Origin of the sequence: Thauera aromatica K172 (assembly GCF_003030465.1) — a bacterium.
GTDB lineage: Bacteria > Pseudomonadota > Gammaproteobacteria > Burkholderiales > Rhodocyclaceae > Thauera > Thauera aromatica.
In genome coordinates, this window is the sequence record NZ_CP028339.1 from 226,142 (window position 1) to 243,127 (window position 16,986).

The window sequence follows — 16,986 nt, forward strand, 5'->3', positions numbered from 1 at the left end:
GTGATCTGCAGCTCCCCCTTATCCGCGTGCGGATGCCGTCATCAATCGTCCCGGGAGATTGGGCCGGGAAAGGGGGCAGTCCAGGCGCCCTGATAATCACCATAATGCGGTGCAACAGTACCGCATTATGGTTGTTTTCAAGGGGGTGTCAAGCTATCATCGCCGTGCTTCGGTAACGAGCCCTCTTTGAGATCAACGCCATGACACGCCTGACCGACGAACTGCCTCTGTGGATTCCTTCCCCTGCTTATGTGGCAAGCACTGCCATGCATGCTTTCATGAACGCAGCGGGACAATCGAACTACGCCGATTTATGGCAGTGGTCCATCGACGATCCTGCGGCGTTCTGGTCGAGGCTGGTCGAGTTCTGTAATGCTGCGGGAGATTTCCGCGGTCCCGTCCTGGAAAGCGATGGCAGGATGCTTGGTACGCGCTGGTTTCCGAACGCGAGGCTGAATTACGCGGAAAACATGCTCAGGGTGCGGGATGAAGGGGATGCCCTCGTTTTCTGGGGGGAGGACAAGGTCAAGCGGCGCATGTCGCGCTCCCAACTGCATGCCGATGTTTCCCGCTTCGTCGGTTTCCTACGGGCGGCGGGGGTCGGGGAGGGCGACAGGGTCGCCGCGGTGATGCCGAATCTGCCGGAAACGGTGGTTGCGATGCTTGCCACTGCAGCGATCGGAGCGATCTGGTCATCGACCTCGCCGGATTTTGGCGCCCGAGGCGTGCTCGACCGTATTGGCCAGATCGAGCCGAAGGTGTTCTTGTGTGTGGATGGCTACTGGTACAACGGGAAGGCGGTGGACTGCCTAGTAAAAAATGCCGAAATCGTATCGGGGATGCCTCCCCTGGAGAAGGTGGTGGTCGTGTCCTATCTTGGTGTCAGGCCAGACCTCACCGCCATCGGTGGCGCCCAACACTGGGATGATGTCATTGCGGCGTTCCCAGCGACCGATATCGAATTCAACCATGTCGGCTTTTCCCACCCGCTGGTGATCCTGTTTTCCTCAGGAACCACCGGGATCCCAAAATGCATCGTTCACGGCCATGGTGGCGTACTACTGCAGCACCTCAAAGAGCAGCAGCTGCACAGCGACCTCCGGCTCGGAGACCGCCTGTTCTATTTCACCACCTGCAGCTGGATGATGTGGAACTGGCTGGTATCGGGCCTGGCTTCGGGGGCGACGCTGTTGCTCTACGATGGCTCTCCTTTCGCGTCTCAGGGGGCGGCGCTTTTCGATTATGCCCAGGCCGAAAGAATGACTCATTTCGGGACTTCGGCAAAATTCATCGACACTGCGGCAAAACAGGGCTTGGCGCCCGCCAGGAACCATCGTCTCGATGCCTTGCGGGTCATGCTGTCGACGGGCAGTCCTCTTTCTCCGGAAGGCTTTGATTGGGTTTATCGCGACGTGAAGAAAGATGTCCTGCTGGCCTCGATATCGGGGGGGACGGATATCCTTTCTTGCTTTGTTCTGGGTAACCCAGTGCTGCCGGTCCATCGTGGCGAGATTCAGTCACGAGGGTTGGGAATGGCCGTGGACGTGTTCGACGAAGAGGGTCAGTCGGTGCGCGAGGAAAAGGGAGAGCTGGTGTGTACCCGATCTTTTCCCGTAATGTCGATCGGGTTTTGGAATGATCCTGATGGCACGAAATACCGTTCCGCATATTTCGATCGTTTTGACAACGTGTGGTGCCATGGTGATTTTTCCGAGCTGACCGAAAATGATGGTGTGATCATCTACGGACGCTCGGACGCCACGCTGAATCCAGGCGGTGTGCGTATCGGTACTGCAGAGATTTATCGGCAGGTCGAGCAACTGCCCGAGGTGATCGAGTCACTGGTGATCGGCCAGAACTGGTCGAGTGGGGAAAGTATCGACGTCAGGATCATATTGTTCGTTCGGCTGGCCGAGGGGCTTGCACTGACCGCGGAGCTGGTCGAACGGATCAAGAAACAGATAAGGGCGAACACCACGCCGCGCCACGTACCGGCTGAGATTCTGCAGGTAAAGGACATCCCACGCACCAAGAGCGGAAAAATCGTCGAGTTGGCTGTTCGTAATGTGGTGCACGGTGAGCGGGTCAAGAATATCGAGGCTCTCGCCAACCCCGAAGCGCTGGATGATTTCAGGGATCGGCCTGAACTGAAAAGCCCGCCTGGCTTGCCGGCAAGTGGCACCAGGTCTTCCCGTGCAGGAGTCTGATAGGAAGCCCGGATGCCGTGTCCGCCGCCGGGGCGGCGGGTGAAGGGAACGGTACCTGGCCGCCAACTTGTTTATTACGAACGTCTTTTCCAATCCAAGCGTCACGGAATGGACTCGATTGTCGACTCAAGTCTTCGGCCAGGGCTCCCGCAGCTACGCGTTTATCATTAATCGTCATCATCATCCTCTTCAGGCGCCTCGAAACCGAGCAGTGCGGCCCGAAACTCATCGGATGTTGCTGCCAGCAGTCGCTTGGTCTTGATGCTGGTCTTGATGGAGGTATCGAGCCGAATGAGATTGAGCGCCATGTGGCGCACCAGCGCCAGGTTATGGGCAATGTGACCGATGCAGCCGCGGGCGTAGTCATCACCGAACTGGACATCCAGACACCAGTGCAGACGATTCTCGACTTCCCAATGACTTCTGATCGCCAATGCAATCCGCTGGGCATCGGCCGGCAGGCTGCTGATGTAGTACGCGCGCTCGGTGCTGGTGCGTTCGCCCACCGTTCGCACGCGCTCGACAACGGCAAAGCTGGCTACATCCTTCCAGGCGGCGGCCTTGTGGAGCCGATCAGTGGCGTCATACGCCGTACAGCGACGCACTTCGATCCGCCCGTGGCCGGTGCTCTTGCTCTCGTGCGTCGAGCCCGGCGTCAGCGGGCCGCGTGGGTCGATATCGGCGAAGATGATCGAGTCACGAAGCGTCGGGTGGTTGTCTTTCACGCACAGCACGTAGTGGGCACCTCGCTCACGGATGGCGCGTGCGATCTTGGTCTGCGTACCCATCGCATCGATGGTGACGATGCAACCGTCGATGTCGAGCACCTTGAGCAGTTCGGGAATCGCCGTGATCTCGTTGGACTTCTCGGCGGTCGCCATCTGGCCCAGCACCACGCCCACATTGGCCGCAAACGCGCTGACCAGATGCAGCGGTGCACCGGCCGCCTTGCTCGTGGTGCGTCGGCTCGACTTGCCATCGATAGCGACGACTTGGTCTTTGCCCAGCGCCGGGATGATGCCACCTACCCATGCGCGAAAGGCTTGCTCGAACTGCTTCGGATCGAGCAGCGCGAACACGCGCTCGAAGGTATCGGGCGAAGCCACGTCGTAGTCGAGCCGAAGAAAGCCGCGCAGCCACGCCAGTTTGGCGCTCCCCCACTGCGAGATCTCCTCGAAATCGTCCGCCCCGCTGAGCACGGCGCACACCGCCACGGTCAGCAGTTCGCTCAAGCGGTGCCGCGTCTGTTGCGCGTTGCGCCAGTCCTCGAGACCCTCGAAAACCTCCACCATGTCGGCCAGCTTCCCTGTGTCCATCGTTCGCCCAAAAAGATAGGAAGCTACACAAAACAAGGGCTTGTGAACAGAGGTCAGGCAAGTAGTTGATTGTGAACGTCATTTTTTGGTGGTCAATGACTAATGGGTAGCCGCGGCAGCCCTGGGCCAGGTCTGGTGCTGGGACATGACCTACCTGCCCACGCAGGTGCAGGGGCGCTGGTATTACCTCTACCTGATCCAGGATCTGTACAGCCGCAAGATCGTCGGCTGGGAGATCCACGAGGCCGATGATGCGGACCACGCGGTGAGCCTGCTCAAGCGCACCGCGCTTTCTGAAGGCATCCACGCGATGAGCGACAAGCCTGTGCTCCACGGCGACAACGGCAGCACGCTCAAGGCCACCACGGTGCTCGCGATGCTGCACTGGCTGGGGGTGAAACCGTCGTACTCGCGCCCGCGCGTCTCCGACGACAATGCCTTCGTTGAATCGCTCTTCAAGACCGCCAAGTACCGCCCCGAATTCCCGGCACGCGGCTTCGCCACCCTTGAAGACGCCCGCCTCTGGGGGTGTGACTTCGTACACTGGTACAACTTCGAGCACCGCCACAGCGGCATCCGCTACGTCACGCCTGCGCAGCGACACGCGCTGGAGGATCGGGCGATCCTGGCGGCACGCCATCAGACGTATCTCCAGGCCCGCGAGCGCCATCCCGCCCGCTGGTCCCGTGGTACCCGTGACTGGACGCCGATCGGCGCAGTCACGCTCAATCCGGAGCGCGAGGCGGTCGTGCGCAACCACGTACATGCTGAAGACATAGGACCGTTGGCTGCATGAATCAGGCGACAACTATCTTGACTTGTTCCGCACCTGCGCTACCGACTGCAGTCTGGATCAACCCACCCGCACCGGAGAAAACCGGCGACCAAGCACCCTCCCTTCGACAGTAAATTCATGAAGCAGGGTGACGCAAAGTCATTGACACGTTCCGGTGCGTGGATTGCCGCTGGAGTACCCGTGGTACAGGTATCCAAGTCCGTACAGGAAAGACCAGAAGATCGAATGGTTGAGGAGTGCGCTTGAAGAACTTGAAACATAACAACAGCTCTGTTTTTCGCATCCAACGGCTGAAGTGGCGGGTTTTAAAGACGCGATTCATTATGAATCCATAACACTTAGTAATGGGAATCAAAAGGCTCTCTGAGCGTCGCCTCAAGCGCGAGCGTGCCCAGCATGCAGGCTATCCCCGCCAGGTGACCGAGCCCGTTGCCATTGGGCTCGGTGAGTTGGATGCCCAGCCACTTGGCGTAGGTCGACGCCTTGGCGAGTGAGGGTGGGCCGATGCGGCGAATGCGTACCGGAAGCTGGGCCTTGAGCGTGGAGGGAACCCAGGCCGGTGGACGGGCATGGCCGTCTTGGGTACGCAGCACGCACTGAAACTCCGACTCCTTGATGCCGAGTTCGCCCAGGAACTGGATATAGCTTGCGAGCGCACCGCCATACTGGGGCCCGGTGAACACGACATCATGCTTCTGGCGGTTGAAGTGCTTCAGGTGAAGTTGCAGGCCAGCACGGCACAACGCCGGCGCCTTGCGTGCGAGCGTGGCCAGGCGGGCTTCGAAGTTGGATAGAAACGCGAGCTCGGCCGGCAAGCGTGGCCGGGGCAGTTTGGGCACGTTTGCCTCCGTGAGCGCGAGTCCAAGCAAGGGGGCGTAGGCCGGCGCCTGTGCCAGGATCGAGGCAACAACGCCCGGCGCCATCTGCAACTGCTCGGCAATCTGCGCCTGCGAGAGGTCGGGCAGGGCGGCCAGATGCAGCACGGCCCGGACCTTGTCGAGCGCGAGCCAGTCCGGGGCCAGGTGGGGTGGCGACGCCTTGGGACGCCCACGCGGACGCTGGATGGAGGCAGGCGCGATGGACTCAACGGGCTCGACGGCCTCAACGATTGGCGGCGCGAGCAACCGCGCCAACGTGCGCGCGACCAGTTCTTGTGGAGACGATTCAAGATGCCGCGTCGCCGTGCTCGCCGGTAAACCGGATGCAGCAATGAGCACGGTGTTGGGCAATCCGCGCAGTTCGCGATCGGCGACGGCGGTCATCACGATTTCGGTCCCGTGGATGTAGTGCCCCATCGACACGGTCGGGCTCGAATGCCCGAGTAGCCGTGCAACAGCAAACGCATAGACCCGGCTTGGTGCGCTGACATGACCGAGCAACAGCAGGCGTGCTCGGCGCCCGTTCGCAAGCCAACGCGCGGTGGCGGGGTGTGCTGCGAAGAATTCCGGGATCTCGGGGGCGTCGGGCCCGCGAAGACGCAGCATCGTCCACGTCGCAAACGCGTGCCGCAAGTGGTGAATGAACAGCAGCCGGTCACCGGTGGCACGACGCAGAGCCGCATAGATGCGGTCCGAGATGCCCTCGTAGGACACACTGGCGCGGCCCGTCTTGACGCTCGCCAGTAGCAACGCGGAGCGCGTCACCCCCGGTTCGGCCACGGCCGCTTCTTCCGCTTGTCGCCTGCGCACCCAGGCCCTTAGCATCGTGCGCTCGCCCGGTGCAAGCAAGGCGTGGGCGGGGAGGATCCGTTTCGAGTTCTCGGTTTTGAGGCGATGGCCGGGATAGTCGCGGACCAGCACCGTGAGGCCCCGGCCGTGCAGGTGGACGTCCTCAACGCGCAGCCCGAAGATCTCCATCGCACGCAGGCCCAGCCGAAAAGCCATCATCAGGACGAGCTTGGCGATGCGCACGAGGTCGGGGGCAACCCCGCGGGCGAGCTCCTGATCCAGGCACGATTGCGCTGCCCAGTACTCGTCGATGGTGACCAGGTTGGCGTCGACCGGCATCAGATGGGCATCATCACCGAGCACGAGGTCCAAGCGCTGGATGTAGGGCAGATCATGTCTGCGCACAAGGTAAGCGTGAAACTCGCGCAGGCCCGTCTTGAGTGCGAGCTGGGCCGACTCGATGTCGCACTCGTTGCTGATCTCCGCGTAGAGCGCCTGCAGATCCTCAAGCGGCATCTGTGTTGGATCGGCCTGCCCGAGGTGAAACAACAAGCGGCGAAGAGACTCGGTCACCCGGTGACGAATCGTTGATAGGGCCAGCGGCTTACCGGCCGCGCTGTTGCCTTCGACGAGGAACTGGATGAAACCGAGATAGCAACTGGCGAGCGGGTCGTTCGGGTCACGCGCCATCAACGCAGCGATGGCCTCAAGGGCGATCGGGCGCTGATCGGTTGCCAGCGCGGCCAGCGCAGGCTCGAGCCACGCATGCATGATCGGCAGATTCTCGAGCAGGTCCGCATCGTCGGCGTTACCGTATTCGGGTGAGGCGTGCGCGCTGGATCGGAGCCGCGCCGCGACTGAGGATTGTGAAGTGCCAAAAATCCGCTGCCAGCTTCGGCGGTGAATCGCATGCGCGGGGAGCGCGCGTGTCATCACGCCGACGTCGAGCGAAGGCGCATGGGCCCGCCACCAGGTGCTGGCCGATTCGATCAGGTCCTTGATCCCGGTCGGCTGTAGTTCGCGTGAGAGGCCTTGCGCGGTAAGGAAGCGCCGGATAGCGACCTGGGGCTTCGGAGCAAGCGGTGGCGCTGAAGCCGGCATGCCGCCCTGATGCGGGATGAGCCGGATGAGCAGAAGTGCGGTAAGTGCGTCTGGAAACCAGCGCTGCAGATGCAGGTTCCCGAGTCCTTGGTGTGGGAGGTCGAACTCGAGGTAGCAGCGGGGTACTGTGCCGTGGAATCGGCCGCCTTGGCTGATGTGTTCGATCAGCCGGCTGAGCTTGACCGAATCGAGCAGCGCGCCGTGCAAGACCGCCGAGAGGATGGTTGCGCCCCAGAGCTGAAGTGGATCAACCGTACCGCTACGCACTGATTCGATCCCGCGATGAAGCGCCTCGCGCCATCCTGCAGTGCGCGCGGCGGCGGCTATACTCGGTTCAGAAAACGGGCTTGGTGTGCTGGGCAGGGTCGCCGGCAGTCGTGTCTCGGCGACGCTCACCCCCTCGGCTTGAAGGTGCCGGATGACTAAATGAAGGATGCGAAGCCAGTCGGCCGCCTCAGCGCTTTGCAGGTCCTGCGAGCGGATGCGGCCGACAATGTGCGCCTCGAGCGTTCGCGCGCTTGCGAAGTCGGCCGCCCCAGTACCGTCCTGCAACTCGCGACCACTCAACAGGCTTGCGTGCGGATTCTCGAGCTGCGCGAGGAATCGCTTGAGTCCGGGCATCCGCTGGCGCGTGCGCGGTGACAGGCTCCGTTCCGTATCCGACCACGCCGTCTCTAGCGTTGCATCTCGGCTCAATCGACTAACCCCGCCGGTCCTGGTGGTGGAGGAGTCGGCTCTTGAGCGGGACGAGCTCAAGCGCCTCGTGCAGGGACTGCAACGCCGGAATCAGCTGGGTGCGATGCAAGCCGTAATCAAAACTTGAGAACCTCCCAAACGGGGACTCGCCTTCGTTGAAGTGTCCCAAGAACGAGTCGATCACCTCGCCGGTGACGCCCCGGGTGAGAAGCTGCGTACGCAAGAATGCGCGATGGAAGTTGGCCGGCAGCGGCGCGCCATGCGCGGCAAGCTGATCTGCGACCCACGTGGGCGTCAGCGGCGCGAGCCGGCGGCGTTCATCGAGCACGACGAAGGGCTGCCAGTCAGTCGCCTGTTTGCGATCGATCTGCGGCTGCAGGCGTTGGAGCAGGTTATCGACATGGGCGCGGTAGTTCTGCAGTTGCAGGCACAGTGACTTATCAACGATTGCCAGCCGCGCGCGGCTGCTGCGTTCGTCATCCTTGTCTGACAGTGCCGCATCGAACGCACGCACTGCGTCATCTGGGCTGGTGAGAAAGAGCGTATTTGCGCGCGGGCTCGTCAGCGCGCGTATGCTGGTCGAAAGGGCCTGGAAGAGCCACGTGTAGAGGGTGTAACTCGCGTGATACGCGACGAGCAGTGCGCCAAACAGCGGCGTACGGCGGGAGGTGCGGATCTCGGCGGTGAGGGTCCGGAGCAGGTCACGGACGACCCCGATCGGCGCGACGAACCGGGCGCCGACCATTATCGCCTCGTCGCTCGTGATCGGCTCGGCGGGCAGGCGTGGCAACGCGGTTGCGGGCGCAATGCCGAGCTGCCGTGCGAGCCGATGACTGGCGCGCCCATACAAGCGGATGAGCGCATCGACACGATGCTGGGTGTAGAACATGCGCGGCTCGTCGCCGCGGTCGGCCTCCGCACAGAGGAGCCACGTGGCGGTGGCATCGGCCCCGAGGCTGCGCAGAAGGGTTGGCAGGGCACGGGCGAGGCGCAAGGGGGTGAGTCGTTCGAGCCCAGGGGCGCCCAACAGCTGCGTTACCGCCTGCTTTGCAGTGCTCGGCTCGATACCGAAAACGCGTTTGTTCGTTCGATTCTCGGTGCCAAGAAAGTGCGTTAGAAGGACGCCGATACCCAGGGTGTCCGGTAGCAGAAAACCCGGTGCTAACGGTGGCCGCTGCATCTTGCTCAGCGCGTCGGGCAAATCGGTCTTGTAGCTTGGCCCGATTGCCGGAACCCAAAACCCTCGGGTGAGCGCTGCAGGTGCGCCCAGGGCGGCACCGAGCCCTGCCCCTGCGTTGAGAATGAGCGTGGTGTGGTCAGTCCGCAGGGTCACCGGTTCAGATGGGTCGACCACAGTGAATCGCAACTCTCGGACGCGTTTGAGGGGCTGGCCCAGGGCCAGCATGGAGAGCAGGATCAGCGCGCCGATACATTCAAGCCGTGCCTGGGTCCGGTTTTTTGCGTCTCCGGCCAAGTGGCGCTCGACGCGCCGTAATAGAAACGCATGGAGCGTGCGCAGTTCGATCGGGGTCGGTGTCGCATAGATGAATGGCAGTGCCTGGGCGTGCATCTCGATCGCGAGTTGCTGTCTGCGCAGCTGAGCGAGCTTGGTGCCGATTTCGGTGCTTGCGTAAAGTTGAAACGTCGGTTCAAGGGTTTCGGCGGGCGAAAGCCCGGCGGCCTCCAGCGTCCTCGTTTCTTCGTTTTCTTCAAGTCCGACGTCAATAAAAACCGTCGTTACCTCAAAACCGCCACAGTTGTCGATGTCTTCATCAAAGTCGGGGGCCGGCTGATCCTGCAGGAACACGCCCGCGACATCAGGCAGGTTCACATAGCCGGGCCGACGTTGGCGACCGCCAGTGTTGTAGCGTTCGGAACGTGCGCGACGGTACAGTCGAAACACGACGCCTTGCGTCAACAAGTTGGCGTATCTTGCAAAGTACCGCTTGAGGGAACTGAGGTAGCGACCGATCCGGTCGGGTTTGCCGTCGACGCTCTCCCAGGATGAGAGGTCGATGGCAGCCATGGCCTGCGCATAATCCTGTGCCTTCTGTGTCTCCGGTAGAAGCGACACGACTTGGTCATGCTCGGCCAAGCTCAGTTCGCGAATCGCGAGCCCGACATCAGAGGTTGGGGACGGTGCGATCGGCCACTCGCGCTGGCCGTCATAGTGTTCGTAGTGCTCGAGCCCGCTGTATCCAGCCCCTGCGCGGGTCTGGTCATAGGTAAAGCGAGCCTGCATGTAACTCGCCAGGGTTTGCACCTGAAGGTGAAAATACCGGTGTGTGGCGACTTGGCTGCGCTCACCCGGAGGATAAATGAGCGCGCCATGATGGCAATTCCACAATGCAGCGACCACGCCGTGACGTGACACGCCGTGGCGCAATAGCGGGTGGTCGTGCTCGTGCTGGGGTTTGCGGTCGAGGAGTGCCAGTGCGGGTGCTTGGGCGAGCGCGGAACGTCGCTCGCTGATCCACTGGCACAACTCGATCCACTGAGGCAACTCGTCCAGAAGCGCTTGCTCCCGAAAAATGCCGGGCATCGATTGCGCCGATGCGAGCAACGCCCCCACATGCTCGAAAACTTGCGCGTGCGCGACCAGCTCAGGGTGGGCATTGACGAGCCAGAGCAGCCGACGCAGCGGAACGTGTCAATGACTTTGCGTCACCGTGCTTCATGAATTTACTGGGGAAGCCAGGGTGTTCGGGTCGTCGTTTGTCTCCGTTGCGGGTGGGTTGATCCAGACGGCGCTGGGCAGCGCGGGGGGCTCAGGGCGGCGCCCCTTGAAACGTTTCGGGTTGGCGAGGAAGGCTGCATCGAGAGTGTCCTGACGGAGCAGATGCGCGGCATACGCCTGGCCGTAATGGACGCTGCTCGGCGTCATGTAGCCGATGCCCGAGTGCCGGTGCTCGGTGTTGTACCAGGTGAAGAAGGTCTGGCAGTGGGCACGGGCGTCGGCGAGGCTGCCGAAGCGTGCGGGGAAGTCTGGACGGTACTTCATCGTCTTGAATTGCGATTCCGAGTAGGGGTTGTCGTCCGAGACGTGCGGGCGGCTATGGCTCTTGGTGATATCCAGATCGACCAGCAAGGCGGCCACGGGCTTGGAGCGCATGCTGGCCCCGCGATCGGCATGCAGCGTGAGGGTGCCGGGCGCGATGTCGTGGCGGGACACGGTCTCGGCGATCAACTGTTCGGCCAGCTCGCCACTTTCACGCTCGGCAATCAGCCAGCCCACGACGTGGCGGCTGAAGATATCGAGGATCACGTAAAGGTGGAAGCAGGTCCATTTGGCCGGCCCCTTGAGCTTGGTGATGTCCCAGGACCAGACCTGATTGGGCGCGGTGGCCAGCAATTCCGGCTTGGCATAGGCCGGATGGGTGAGCTGACGCCGGCGTTCGCGCGTGGCGCCGTTGGCGGCGAGCGCCCGGTACATGGTGCGCACCGAGCCCAGATAGCGCCCCTCGTCGAGCAGCGTGGCATGGATGGCCGCCGGCGCCATGTCGCAAAAGCGCTCGCTGTTGAGCACCTCGAGCAATTCCTTGCGCTCGAGGGGGGCGAGCGCCAGCGGCGGACGGGGCCGTGCCGTGCGGCGGGGGTGCGGTCCATGCAGGGCTTCGCGGTGGGCCCGTGCGCGCGCCCGGGCCGGCGCACCGCGCCAGAGGCCCACGGCCCGGCAGGCGGCGGCCATGCCAAGGGCCGGGGCAAGTTCTTCGGCGCCGCGCATCATGACTTGTCGTGCGTGTCGTCGATCGGACTGCCCAGCAAGGCAGCAACTTTTTTTTGGACCTCGATGATCAGGTGCGCCTTGTCGAGCTGGCTCTTGAGGCGTTCGTTCTCGCGCATCAGCTGCGCGATCTGGCGCGCTTCGGCGGCGGCGGGATCCGGCTTGGGGCCCCGCTTTTGCGGTGCCAGTGCAGCCAGTTCGGCGGCCTCGCGCTGGCGCCGCCAAGTGCTCAGGCTCGATGAGTAGACGCCCTCGCGGCGCAACAGCGCGCCGATCTCGCCGGGCTGGGTGCAACGGTCAGCCGCGTCGAGGATCCGCCGCTTGTCGGCGTTGGAGAACTGCCGGCGTCGGGCGCGCGGCACGACCTCGGTGTTGGCACCGGGCTGCGCGGTCGGCGCCGCCGATCCGCTCGTCTCTTCAGTCGCCCTACGGGCGCCTTCCGAGACGAGCGGATCGGCAGAGGTCTTCAGAATGTGCATCGATGCCGTGGGTTGAGTGGTGGTCGTCATGCCTACCTCGTTGCTCACTAAATGGTCAGGGGTAGGTGACGCAGGTCATATTGGCACAGGGGGCAGCGCCATCGGATCGAACCCAGCATCGGCACAGGCCGAGATCAGACTCTGGTGCGCCGGGGCTTGAGCAGGGGCTTTAAACCTCACAGATCGGGCTCGCCGTCAGGGTCACCGAACCCCTGTCGCTTGTGTCGTGGCAAGACCGCATCCAGGCTGTAGCCCGTGGCGACGGCAAAGCGCTTAGCGCTGGCCGGGCCGCAAGTCTTCGTCTTGGGATCGGTTTCAGCTATCGCAATGAAGCCTGCCTCGGCGATTGCCTGATGCAGGCAATAAAGTTGGTGTGCGAGATGCGGGCGCGTGCGGGCCAGCGCATGATGGATGATCAGGTCAGCCGCCAGGATCTGAAGCTTCTGCTCCTTTCGCAGACGCCCACTTTTGATGCGGAGCACCACGACGGAATCTTCCGGTCCGTACAGCTGCTGTGCGAGCCAGTATGCGCGACCCACGCCTAACACGTCATAGCCGTCCTTGCGCCGGATCACCATCATGGGGCTCATCGCATACGCGAAGTTCAGCATTGTTTGATCGTGATGGCGAACCGCAAAACCGTAGTCCGGCACCGCCCAGTGCTGCGCCATGAACGCCGCAAGATCCGCGTCCAGCCCGAGCACCTCGGCGAAGGGGATGGTGATGTGCTCCATCTTTGGCAGTGCAGGGGAGGTCGTGCCTGCGCGGGTCATTTTTAGCGGGCGCAGAGTTGGGCCATGGAGGATGCACTGTCGGGGTACATGCGCTTGGTTGCTACGCAGTCGGAGTCTTACGTGGACGCCCTCCCAGCCGTCCATTGGTGCGCGCCGCAGCGGCCTTGGCTTCCGAGGTCTGCCGCCCGCCGGCTCGTCCCGCCTCTGCACTCATCCAGCGGCGAGAACCCAGCATGCCCTCGAGAAGGGCAGGTAAATACAGATCCGCATCGAGTTGTGGAAAGTGCAGGCCGAGGCCCGAGGGGCTGATCTCGATCTCGCTCAGCGCTTGCGGTGCAGCCTGGCCGAGACCCTGAGCGAGGTGAGGTTCGAACGACACCTCCAACCCTGAACTCAGCACGATCACGACCCGCCCGCGCTGCGCATCAAAATGCGCCTCGGTCGCCACAGGGCCACGCGCGCGTTTGTCTTGTCCGCGGCGGTTGGCCCGTTCGAACTCCGTGTCAGAAATCGTCATGAAGGTGCCCCCACTCATCACACAGCTTGTGCAACTCGGTCATCAGCGCGGCGCTGAATGCGCTCAGATCTTTTCGGGTGAAGCCGAAGTTCTCACGCAGTTCAGGCGGCCCGTCAGGGCAGTGAAGCTTGAACACCGCCTCGCAGCCCCCTCCGATCACATGGACGTGAGCGGGGCGGTGATCGTTCGGATAGATCACGACCCGAGCGCCTGCGAGTCGAAGGATGGTAGGCATTATAGCAATTAACCCAAGCTGTTTAGGTTAGATGTCTCGGGTGAGGGCAGGAGTCATCTTGATGCATATATATTACATCTATTCAAAAACCAACATTTATGTATTTAATTGATGTAGGTCGCGACTGATCGGTTTGCTAAATCTTACTTAGACTCTCAGAAAACTGAGCATTGGCGCTGTTTACGCCAATTTTTAACGGGTAGAGCCTGAGAGCGCCGGTAGACCTGGCTGGACTCCGAAGGTCGGGCGCGCCATAAAATTCAACCTGATTAGCAATGAACCTCAGCGGTCCGAATCGCGCGCTGCGGGAGCGGCCCGCAGTTGGCTGCGGCGACGAGCAGGCGCGTATGCAGTGCCCGGAGATCGAATCGGCGGTTGAAGCGGTAGGCGAAAGCGGCGAGGTAACGCGCCGCATACTTTCGGAAGTCGAATGCATGGTAGCTCCCGTTCAGACTGGTCTTGAGGTTGCCCAGCACGGTGTTGATCCACTGGAATTCGGGCAAGTCCTTCGGTTTGCGTCCAGCGACGACGGTCGGCTGATGCGTGCATCCAGCCGCCGTGACCGCACCGAAACACGCCAGCCCATCGGAGAACACAGTGCTGCCGGGGGCCAGATGCGTCGTCGCCCACTGCCCGATCGCCTGGAGGCTGAAGCCCGGTACGGGCGTGAGTTTGGCGCGCAAGGGGTGGCCGTCATCACTGAGGGAGACGGCGGCGACGAAAGGGACCTTGTTTTCCGAGCCGCGACCGACCTTGCCTCCGCTGCGCTCACCGCCGAGGTAGGCATCATCGATCTGGACCTGGCCTTCGAGGACATAGCGCTGCTCGCGTTCGGCCATCGCCTGCATCAGCTTGTGGTGGATCAGCCAGGCGGTCGGGTAGCTCACCCCCAGGTGCCGCTTGAGGGCGAGCGCCGACAGACCGGTCTTGGCTTGGCTGATGAGGTAGATCGCGAGGAACCACACGGTCAGGGCCAATTTCGTGCCCTGCATCACGGTGCCCGCGATCAGCGAGGTCTGATGCCGACAGGCCTGGCACTGGAACAGCGCGTGGGTTCGCCCGCGCACCCGGCTGTAGGCGGCCCCATCGCAACTCGGGCACCGAAACCCCTGCGGCCAGCGCGCCTGCTCCAACGCCGCCGCGCACTGCGCTTCGGTCCCGTAGCGCTTGAGAAACTCGGGCATCGACAGGCCGGGTTGAAACTGGATTCGGTTCATTGCCATGGCTCCACCTCTCACCAGATATACTGTACGTACATACAGTATAGGCCCGGCGACCGTGGCCGGCCAGCTTGGCTGATCATCATTGCTAATCAAGAAATTCAATGGGTTAGGTCTTAACGGATCTAGCCCATTTTCTTTTGTGACCATGCTGTGACCAAACAGTGACTATGCCGTGACCAAGTCACTATGGCGTGACCTCGGTGTCGGCACCAGGCTGCGTGGTCGGCGCCGCCGATCCGCTCGCTTCTTCAGTTGCGGCATCCAGCCTTGGGTGCCCATACCGCATGACGCGATCGTCAGTAAGGCGGACCGCAGCAGCCGCCTTTCCCACCAAAACGGCCCAAAATTGCACAAAATTTGTGCAACCCGCTGTTGGCGTGGGCAGGCGACTGGCCGCTCGAACATGCGATGTGCGTAGCTGCGGGAGCCCTGCCTCGGGTCGGTGTTTCCGGAAACGGCGGTCAGCCAACTACTCGCTTGGCGTCCAGCCCAAAGAACATAGCCGCGTTCAATAAGGCTTCATCCTGCGTGACCAGACATACCTGGTGGTATTCCGCGCATGCAAGATGGAGTGCATCCAAGGTCCTGAGGCTTGTCTTGCGAGTGCCAATCCAGTGGATCGCGCGCTGATAGTGGGTAAACTCGACCGCACAACGTACAAAGCGCCCCTGCCGAATGTCCTCAAAAAAAGCGCTTTCAATCCTGTTGGCGTCAGCGTCCTGCAACTCTCCCATGCGCACCCATCTGGCCAGTGCGCTGGCAACCTCTACCTCAGTCAGATGGCTGATCAGGACAGGTTCTGTCTGGGCTAGCAGCAACGCCTGAACGGCTTCGCTGACTTGCTCCTGCCGGTAATACGGCAACAGGGCGCTGGTGTCTAAGTAGAACATCAGTAGCGCTCATTGTCGCGAAGGTTGCGTACCGCTTCGGCAGCACTCTCCTTGGATGCAGGCACGGAGCGCCTGAGCCCTGTGCGGTCAAGGAACTGTACTCGATCTGGTTGCGGGGCCGTCAATCGAGCTGCAGGCTTTCCGTGACGAAGGATCGTAATCTCCTCACCCGCTGCCACTGCATCGAGAAGGTGGGAGAGCTTTTCACGGGTTTCCCTTACGTTAATCGCTTGCATGCAAAGCTCCCAACTTGGTGTGTGTACGCACAAAGAGTACACGTGAACATGTGAGCCCGCAACGGCAAAACAGACCCGCGCGTGGACGGGTCGTCTCCGAGAGCTCCGCATCTGGCGTTTTCGCTTGTGCGGGCTAGCCTTCCGATCACCGAACTACGCGTGGCTCATCGACACAGTGCTCCCAACCAGGCCTAAGGCCTGGAACATCACCCAGAATGACCAAAAACACCCTATTTCCCATCGTGGTGGGTGACCGTGCACGGGGACAGGGCCAAGGCGCGGTTGCTCGGCACCTGGGCGCGTGACCGCCCAGGTGATGTCCTTTGCGTTGCTGTTGCTCTGATTCTCGGTGCCTTTGTGCAGTGTGTGTCAGATAAATGCGCATATAATGTGCGCACGGAACGAACGTCGGGACCCCGCCATGCTCGCCAGCTACGACCACAACGCCCCCAAGAGGCCCACGAATCTGAGCATCAACAGTGATTTGTTGAGAAAGGCCAAGGAACTCGATATCAACCTGTCGGCAGCACTGGAGCAGGCCCTTGCTGAAGTCGTCAGAAAACGCCAGCGGGAGCAATGGCTTGCAGCGAATCAGGAAGCCATCGACGCTTACAACCAGCAGGTGCAGGACCATGGCGTTTTCAGTGATGGCCTGAGGAGCTTTTGATGGGCCAGTTCTCGGTTTATAAAAACAGGAGTGCGGAGGGCAAGGCAAGGTACCCCCTCCTTCTCGACGTTCAGTCCCAGCTTCTCGATTCTCTGCAAACTCGCTTGGTCGTTCCGCTCGTTCCTGCGAGTCAATACAAAGGCAAGGCGATGACAACGCTTACGCCGAGCTTCGAAATCGATCAGGAATCCTACGTGATGCTCACGCCCCAAATGGCTGGCATTGCACGCACGGAGATGGGCGTGGAAGTGGCCGATCTCTCCCGTCATCGTCAAAGCATCATTTCCGCGATCGACTTCCTGATCACGGGGATTTGATGCACCCCATTCCACGCAACCCATATGTCATTTTCCGGCGCCCGCTCCGGGGATGGTCTCGAGCCGGCAGGCACCCAGGCCGAGGGTGGCGTTCTTGCCCACATGCAGCCACTGTGAGGCTCCCCCGAAAAAACGGCGACAATGGCGGCCAACTCGGTTTGAGCGCCATTTCAGGATTCCC

Annotated in this window: 13 protein-coding genes and 1 pseudogene; 4 read left to right on the forward strand and 10 right to left on the reverse strand. The window is 61.9% G+C overall.

The genetic code is table 11. The annotated features are described in order from the left end of the window. The first annotated feature begins 200 nt into the window (after positions 1-200). Positions 201-2,207: an acetoacetate--CoA ligase gene (locus Tharo_RS01010; protein ID WP_107219609.1), complete on the forward strand. Its 2,007-nt coding sequence runs from the start codon at positions 201-203 to the stop codon at positions 2,205-2,207. Positions 2,208-2,374: 167 nt separating this feature from the next. On the opposite strand, the gene Tharo_RS01015 is transcribed toward Tharo_RS01010, so the two are convergent. Next, on the reverse strand, positions 2,375-3,523 hold the full coding sequence (locus tag Tharo_RS01015) for an ISAs1 family transposase (RefSeq protein WP_107219610.1): 1,149 nt from the start codon (positions 3,521-3,523) through the stop codon (positions 2,375-2,377). Between the two features lie 112 nt (positions 3,524-3,635). Between Tharo_RS01015 and Tharo_RS01020 the strand changes: the two are divergent. Further along, positions 3,636-4,319: pseudogene (locus tag Tharo_RS01020) on the forward strand (transposase); the annotation flags it as partial. Positions 4,320-4,657: 338 nt separating this feature from the next. Here the strand turns inward: Tharo_RS01020 and Tharo_RS01025 are convergent. From Tharo_RS01025 to Tharo_RS18130, 9 genes are all read right to left on the reverse strand, one after another. Further along, entirely contained in the window at positions 4,658-7,708 is a 3,051-nt protein-coding gene (locus tag Tharo_RS01025) for a site-specific integrase (RefSeq protein ID WP_107219611.1), read from the reverse strand. Between the two features lie 79 nt (positions 7,709-7,787). After that, the gene (locus Tharo_RS01030) at positions 7,788-10,325 is read right to left on the reverse strand and encodes a hypothetical protein (RefSeq protein ID WP_159051639.1); all 2,538 of its coding nucleotides are present in this window, start codon (positions 10,323-10,325) and stop codon (positions 7,788-7,790) included. Positions 10,326-10,457: 132 nt separating this feature from the next. Continuing rightward, positions 10,458-11,869 (reverse strand): IS3 family transposase gene (locus Tharo_RS01035; protein WP_245881042.1). Its coding sequence is split into 2 segments (ribosomal slippage): positions 10,458-11,521 and positions 11,521-11,869, totalling 1,413 coding nucleotides; the frame shifts between segments, so codons are not numbered across the junction. Positions 11,870-12,162: 293 nt separating this feature from the next. Further along, positions 12,163-12,720, reverse strand: coding sequence for a hypothetical protein (locus Tharo_RS01045; protein ID WP_107219614.1), 558 nt, complete (start codon positions 12,718-12,720; stop codon positions 12,163-12,165). Positions 12,721-12,820: 100 nt separating this feature from the next. Further along, entirely contained in the window at positions 12,821-13,237 is a 417-nt protein-coding gene (locus Tharo_RS01050) for a DUF2442 domain-containing protein (RefSeq protein WP_107219615.1), read from the reverse strand. After that, complete coding sequence (locus Tharo_RS01055) at positions 13,224-13,436, reverse strand: DUF4160 domain-containing protein (protein WP_211309641.1); 213 nt, start codon at positions 13,434-13,436, stop codon at positions 13,224-13,226. The genes Tharo_RS01050 and Tharo_RS01055 overlap by 14 nt, the downstream gene beginning before the upstream one ends. 305 nt (positions 13,437-13,741) lie before the next feature. Continuing rightward, entirely contained in the window at positions 13,742-14,695 is a 954-nt protein-coding gene (locus Tharo_RS01060; protein ID WP_107219617.1) for an IS1595 family transposase, read from the reverse strand. A 461-nt stretch (positions 14,696-15,156) separates the two neighbouring features. Continuing rightward, a complete protein-coding gene (locus Tharo_RS01065; RefSeq protein WP_107219618.1) occupies positions 15,157-15,585 on the reverse strand; it encodes a type II toxin-antitoxin system VapC family toxin in 429 nt (142 codons plus the stop codon). Beyond that, positions 15,585-15,932: a type II toxin-antitoxin system Phd/YefM family antitoxin gene (locus Tharo_RS18130; protein ID WP_425444941.1), complete on the reverse strand. Its 348-nt coding sequence runs from the start codon at positions 15,930-15,932 to the stop codon at positions 15,585-15,587. The genes Tharo_RS01065 and Tharo_RS18130 overlap by 1 nt, the downstream gene beginning before the upstream one ends. A 310-nt stretch (positions 15,933-16,242) precedes the next feature. Between Tharo_RS18130 and Tharo_RS01075 the strand changes: the two genes are divergently transcribed. Together Tharo_RS01075 and Tharo_RS01080 are read left to right on the forward strand one after the other, a co-directional pair. Then, on the forward strand, positions 16,243-16,488 hold the full coding sequence (locus Tharo_RS01075) for a type II toxin-antitoxin system CcdA family antitoxin (RefSeq protein WP_107219620.1): 246 nt from the start codon (positions 16,243-16,245) through the stop codon (positions 16,486-16,488). After that, positions 16,488-16,805, forward strand: coding sequence for a CcdB family protein (locus Tharo_RS01080; protein ID WP_107219621.1), 318 nt, complete (start codon positions 16,488-16,490; stop codon positions 16,803-16,805). Before Tharo_RS01075 ends, Tharo_RS01080 begins: the two co-directional genes overlap by 1 nt. Positions 16,806-16,986: the final 181 nt, after the last annotated feature.